Here is a 4,193-nt window from a genome sequence, read left to right as displayed (position 1 = left end):
TCGTGGTCCTCGGGGTCCAGGACCACGACACCTGGTCCGCCGGGTCGTTCTTCACCAACCCGATCCTCACGGCGGAGGAGTACGAGACCTTCCTCACGCGCGTGGCCGGGCGGCTCGGCCCCGACGTCACCCCGCCGGCCTTCCCGGCGGGCGAGGACGGCGCCGTGAAGACCTCCGCCGCCTGGCTCATCGACAAGGCCGGCTTCACCAAGGGGTACGGCTCCGGGCCGGCCCGCATCTCCACCAAGCACACCCTCGCCCTCACCAACCGCGGCGAGGCCACCACCGAGGACCTCCTCGCCCTCGCCCGCGAGGTCGTCGCCGGCGTCCGGGACGCCTTCGGCATCACCCTCGTCAACGAGCCCGTGATGGTCGGCACCGGCCTCTGAGCCCGCAAGCACACCGGCGTACGGGCGTCAGCCGCCCAGCCAGTCGTCGATCCCGGCCAGCAGCTTCGCCCGTACGCCCTCCGGCGCCGCCGAGGCCCGCACCGACTGGCGGGCCAGCTCCGCCAGCTCCCCGTCCGTGAAGCCGTGGTGCTCGCGGGCGATCTCGTACTGGGCCGCCAGACGCGAGCCGAAGAGGAGCGGGTCGTCCGCGCCGAGCGCCAGCGGGACGCCCGCGTCGAACAGCGTGCGCAGCGGGACGTCCGCGGGCGTCTCGTACACCCCGAGCGCCACGTTGGACGCCGGGCACACCTCGCACGTCACCCCCCGCTCGGCGAGCTTCCGCAGCAGCCGCGGATCCTCCGCCGCCCGCACCCCATGGCCGATCCGCGACGCCCGCAGATCGTCCAGGCAGTCCCGTACGGACGCCGGACCGGTCAGCTCGCCGCCGTGCGGGGCCGCGAGCAGACCGCCGTCGCGGGCGATGGCGAAGGCCCGGTCGAAGTCCCGGGCCAGGCCCCGCCGCTCGTCGTTGGACAGGCCGAAACCGACCACCCCCCGGTCCGCGTACCGGACCGCGAGCCGGGCCAGCGTCCGGGCCTCCAGCGGGTGCTTCATCCGGTTCGCCGCGACCAGCACCCGCATCCCGAGGCCCGTCTCCCGGGACGCCGCGTCGACCGCGTCCAGGATGACCTCCATGGCCGGGATCAGACCGCCGAGATGAGGGGCGTACGAGGTCGGGTCGACCTGGATCTCCAGCCACCCCGAGCCGTCCCTGACGTCCTCCTCCGCCGCCTCGCGCACCAGCCGCCGGATGTCCTCGGGCTCGCGCAGGCAGGAGCGGGCGATGTCGTACAGCCGCTGGAAGCGGAACCAGCCGCGCTCGTCGGTGGCCCGCAGACGCGGGTGCGTACCGCCGCCCAGCGCCTCGGGCAGGTGCACGCCGTACTTGTCGGCCAGTTCGAGGAGGGTCGAGGGCCGCATCGAACCCGTGAAGTGCAGGTGCAGATGGGCCTTGGGCAGCAGGGTGATGTCGCGGTGAACGTGCTCCATCGGCCGATCCTGCCGCAACCGGACGGGCCCGGACACCCATTTCCCCCCATGGGCCCCGGCCCGAAGCCAGACGGGCCCCCCGGTTCCTCGGAACCGGGGGCCGCCGACCTGCCGAACTCCGACGGGTCAGTCGCGGGCTTCCGCCAGCAGCTTCTGGATCCGGGACACGCCCTCCACCAGGTCCTCGTCGCCGAGCGCGTACGACAGGCGCAGGTAGCCCGGCGTGCCGAAGGCCTCGCCCGGGACGACCGCGACCTCGGCCTCGTCCAGGATCAGGGCCGCGAGCTCGACCGAGTCCTGCGGGCGCCGGCCGCGGATCTCCTTGCCGAGCAGCGCCTTCACCGACGGGTACGCGTAGAACGCGCCCTCCGGCGTCGGGCAGTAGACGCCCTCGATCTCGTTGAGCATCCGCACCATCGTCTGGCGGCGCCGGTCGAAGGCGGCACGCATCGTGGCCACCGCGTCCAGGTTCCCCGTCAGGGCGGCGAGCGCGGCGACCTGCGCCACGTTGCTCACGTTGGAGGTGGCGTGCGACTGGAGGTTCGTCGCGGCCTTCACCACGTCCTTCGGGCCGATGATCCAGCCCACGCGCCAGCCCGTCATCGCGTACGTCTTGGCGACACCGTTCACCACGATGCACTTGTCGCGCAGCTCCGGCAGGACCGCCGGCAGGGAGACGGCGGAGGCGTCGCCGTACACCAGGTGCTCGTAGATCTCGTCGGTCAGCACCCACAGGCCGTGCTCGACGGCCCAGCGGCCGATCGCCTCGGTGTCGGCCTCGGAGTACACCGCGCCGGTCGGGTTCGACGGGGAGACGAAGAGGACGACCTTGGTCCGCTCCGTCCGGGCCGCCTCCAGCTGCTCCACCGAGACCCGGTAACCGGTGGTCTCGTCGGCCACGACCTCCACCGGCACACCGCCCGCGAGCCGGATCGACTCGGGGTACGTCGTCCAGTACGGCGCCGGGACGATGACCTCGTCGCCCGGGTCCAGGATCGCGGCGAAGGCCTCGTAGATCGCCTGCTTGCCGCCGTTGGTCACCAGGACCTGGGAGGCGTCGACCTCGTATCCGGAGTCGCGCAGCGTCTTGGCGGCGATGGCCGCCTTCAGCTCGGGCAGACCGCCGGCCGGGGTGTAGCGGTGGTACTTGGGGTTCTTGCAGGCCTCGACGGCCGCCTCGACGATGTAGTCCGGCGTGGGGAAGTCGGGCTCACCCGCGCCGAAACCGATCACCGGGCGCCCGGCGGCCTTGAGGGCCTTGGCCTTGGCGTCGACGGCGAGGGTGGCGGACTCGGAGATCGCACCGATCCGGGCGGAGACCCGACGCTCGGTGGGAGGGGTAGCAGCGCTCATGCGGCCCATCGTCCCAGACCGCTTCACGGCCCGGCACACAGGTTTCACGGAGCGGACAGGAACGGTCATTCCTGGTCGTACGCGCGTCCGCCGCCGGGTCGGCGCGCTATCTGTTCGACGTGGGGCCCCTCACCACGTACACTCTCTCCTCGTTGGCCCGCACCGACCACATCTCACGATGCGGTAGGTTGGGGGCAGCAACAAAGGGTCGTAGCTCAATTGGTAGAGCACCGGTCTCCAAAACCGGCGGTTGGGGGTTCAAGTCCCTCCGGCCCTGCTACACACACCGCCAGGTTGTGTGCGCATGTACGTCTTCATTGCACCGCCGTGCGGCTCCACCCGGGCGCGGCACGGCCACGACCCGGAATCAGGTGAGAGATCGTGACGGACGCCGTAGGCTCCATCGACATGCCTGATGCCGAAGACGAGGCCGCGGAGTCGAAGAAGAAGTCCCGCAAGGGCGGCAAGCGCGGCAAGAAGGGCCCCCTGGGCCGTCTCGCGCTCTTTTACCGTCAGATCGTCGCGGAGCTCCGCAAGGTCGTCTGGCCGACGCGCAGCCAGCTGTCGACGTACACCACCGTGGTGATTGTCTTCGTCGTCATCATGATCGGCCTTGTCACCGTGATTGACTATGGCTTCCAGGAAGCAGTCAAGTACGTCTTCGGCTGACTTTTTGTTCCACCCCATCTGTATCGCAGGAAGAAGCAGCCACCGTGTCTGACGCGAACCTGAACGACGCCTTCGAGTCCGAGTCCGTCGAGGACGAGCTGGACATCGTCGAGGCCGCCGACGAGGACCAGGCGGACGCTGCGGACGAGATCGCGGGCGAGGCCGCCGAGGACGAGGCCGTCCACGTCGAGGACGAGGACGAGGCCGTGGCGGAGGACGCCGACGGCGACGCCGAGGAGTCCGCCGAGGACGACGAGACCGCCGAGGCCGAGGCCACCGCGGACGAGACCGAGGAGGAGGCCGAGCCGGCCGCCCCGGTCGACCCGGTCGCCGCGCTCCGCGAGGAGCTGCGCACCCTGCCCGGCGAGTGGTACGTCATCCACACCTACGCGGGCTACGAGAAGCGCGTGAAGGCCAACCTGGAGCAGCGCGCCGTCTCGCTCAACGTCGAGGACTTCATCTACCAGGCCGAGGTCCCCGAGGAAGAGATCGTCCAGATCAAGGGCGGCGAGCGGAAGAACGTCAAGCAGAACAAGCTCCCCGGCTACGTCCTGGTCCGCATGGACCTGACGAACGAGTCCTGGGGTGTCGTGCGCAACACGCCCGGCGTCACCGGCTTCGTGGGCAACGCCTACGACCCGTACCCGCTGACCCTGGACGAGATCGTCAAGATGCTCGCCCCGGAGGCCGAGGAGAAGGCCGCCCGCGAGGCCGCCGAGGCCGAGGGCAAGC

4 protein-coding genes, 1 tRNA gene and 1 pseudogene are annotated in these 4,193 nt (G+C 70.8%); 4 read left to right on the top strand and 2 right to left on the bottom strand.

Going from position 1 to position 4,193, the window contains the following annotated elements:
* Window positions 1-389, top strand: a pseudogene (locus RIF68_RS29260) (UDP-N-acetylenolpyruvoylglucosamine reductase); the annotation flags it as partial.
* A 27-nt stretch (window positions 390-416) separates the two neighbouring features.
* Here the strand turns inward: RIF68_RS29260 and RIF68_RS29255 are convergent.
* Both RIF68_RS29255 and RIF68_RS29250 read right to left on the bottom strand, forming a co-directional pair.
* A complete protein-coding gene (locus RIF68_RS29255; RefSeq protein ID WP_309054292.1) occupies window positions 417-1,439 on the bottom strand; it encodes an adenosine deaminase in 1,023 nt (340 codons plus the stop codon).
* Window positions 1,440-1,565: 126 nt separating this feature from the next.
* Window positions 1,566-2,792, bottom strand: a complete 1,227-nt coding sequence (locus RIF68_RS29250; protein ID WP_309054291.1) for a pyridoxal phosphate-dependent aminotransferase — start codon at window positions 2,790-2,792, stop codon at window positions 1,566-1,568.
* Window positions 2,793-2,996: 204 nt separating this feature from the next.
* Between RIF68_RS29250 and RIF68_RS29245 the strand changes: the two genes are divergently transcribed.
* The 3 genes from RIF68_RS29245 to RIF68_RS29235 all read left to right on the top strand — a co-directional run.
* Window positions 2,997-3,069, top strand: a tRNA-Trp gene (locus RIF68_RS29245).
* Between the two features lie 104 nt (window positions 3,070-3,173).
* Window positions 3,174-3,461 carry a preprotein translocase subunit SecE gene (gene secE / locus RIF68_RS29240; RefSeq protein WP_309054290.1) on the top strand — a complete coding sequence of 96 codons (288 nt, stop codon included), beginning with the start codon at window positions 3,174-3,176 and terminating at the stop codon, window positions 3,459-3,461.
* Between the two features lie 44 nt (window positions 3,462-3,505).
* Window positions 3,506-4,193, top strand: a 688-nt coding sequence (locus tag RIF68_RS29235) for a transcription termination/antitermination NusG family protein (RefSeq protein WP_309054289.1), incomplete at its 3' end; no start/stop codon positions are given.

Source organism: Streptomyces sp., from assembly GCF_031178505.1.
GTDB classification, from domain to species: domain Bacteria; phylum Actinomycetota; class Actinomycetes; order Streptomycetales; family Streptomycetaceae; genus Streptomyces; species Streptomyces gulbargensis.
The sequence above is the reverse complement of the archived record's forward strand: the minus strand, read 5'-3'. Positions and strand labels throughout refer to the sequence as shown.

What these genes read in the sequence shown, in the direction of transcription:
- RIF68_RS29255 (WP_309054292.1), bottom strand. Translation starts at nt 1,439, where the DNA reads ATGGAGCACGTTCACCGCGACATCACCCTGCTGCCCAAGGCCCATCTG.
- RIF68_RS29250 (WP_309054291.1), bottom strand. Translation starts at nt 2,792, where the DNA reads ATGAGCGCTGCTACCCCTCCCACCGAGCGTCGGGTCTCCGCCCGGATC.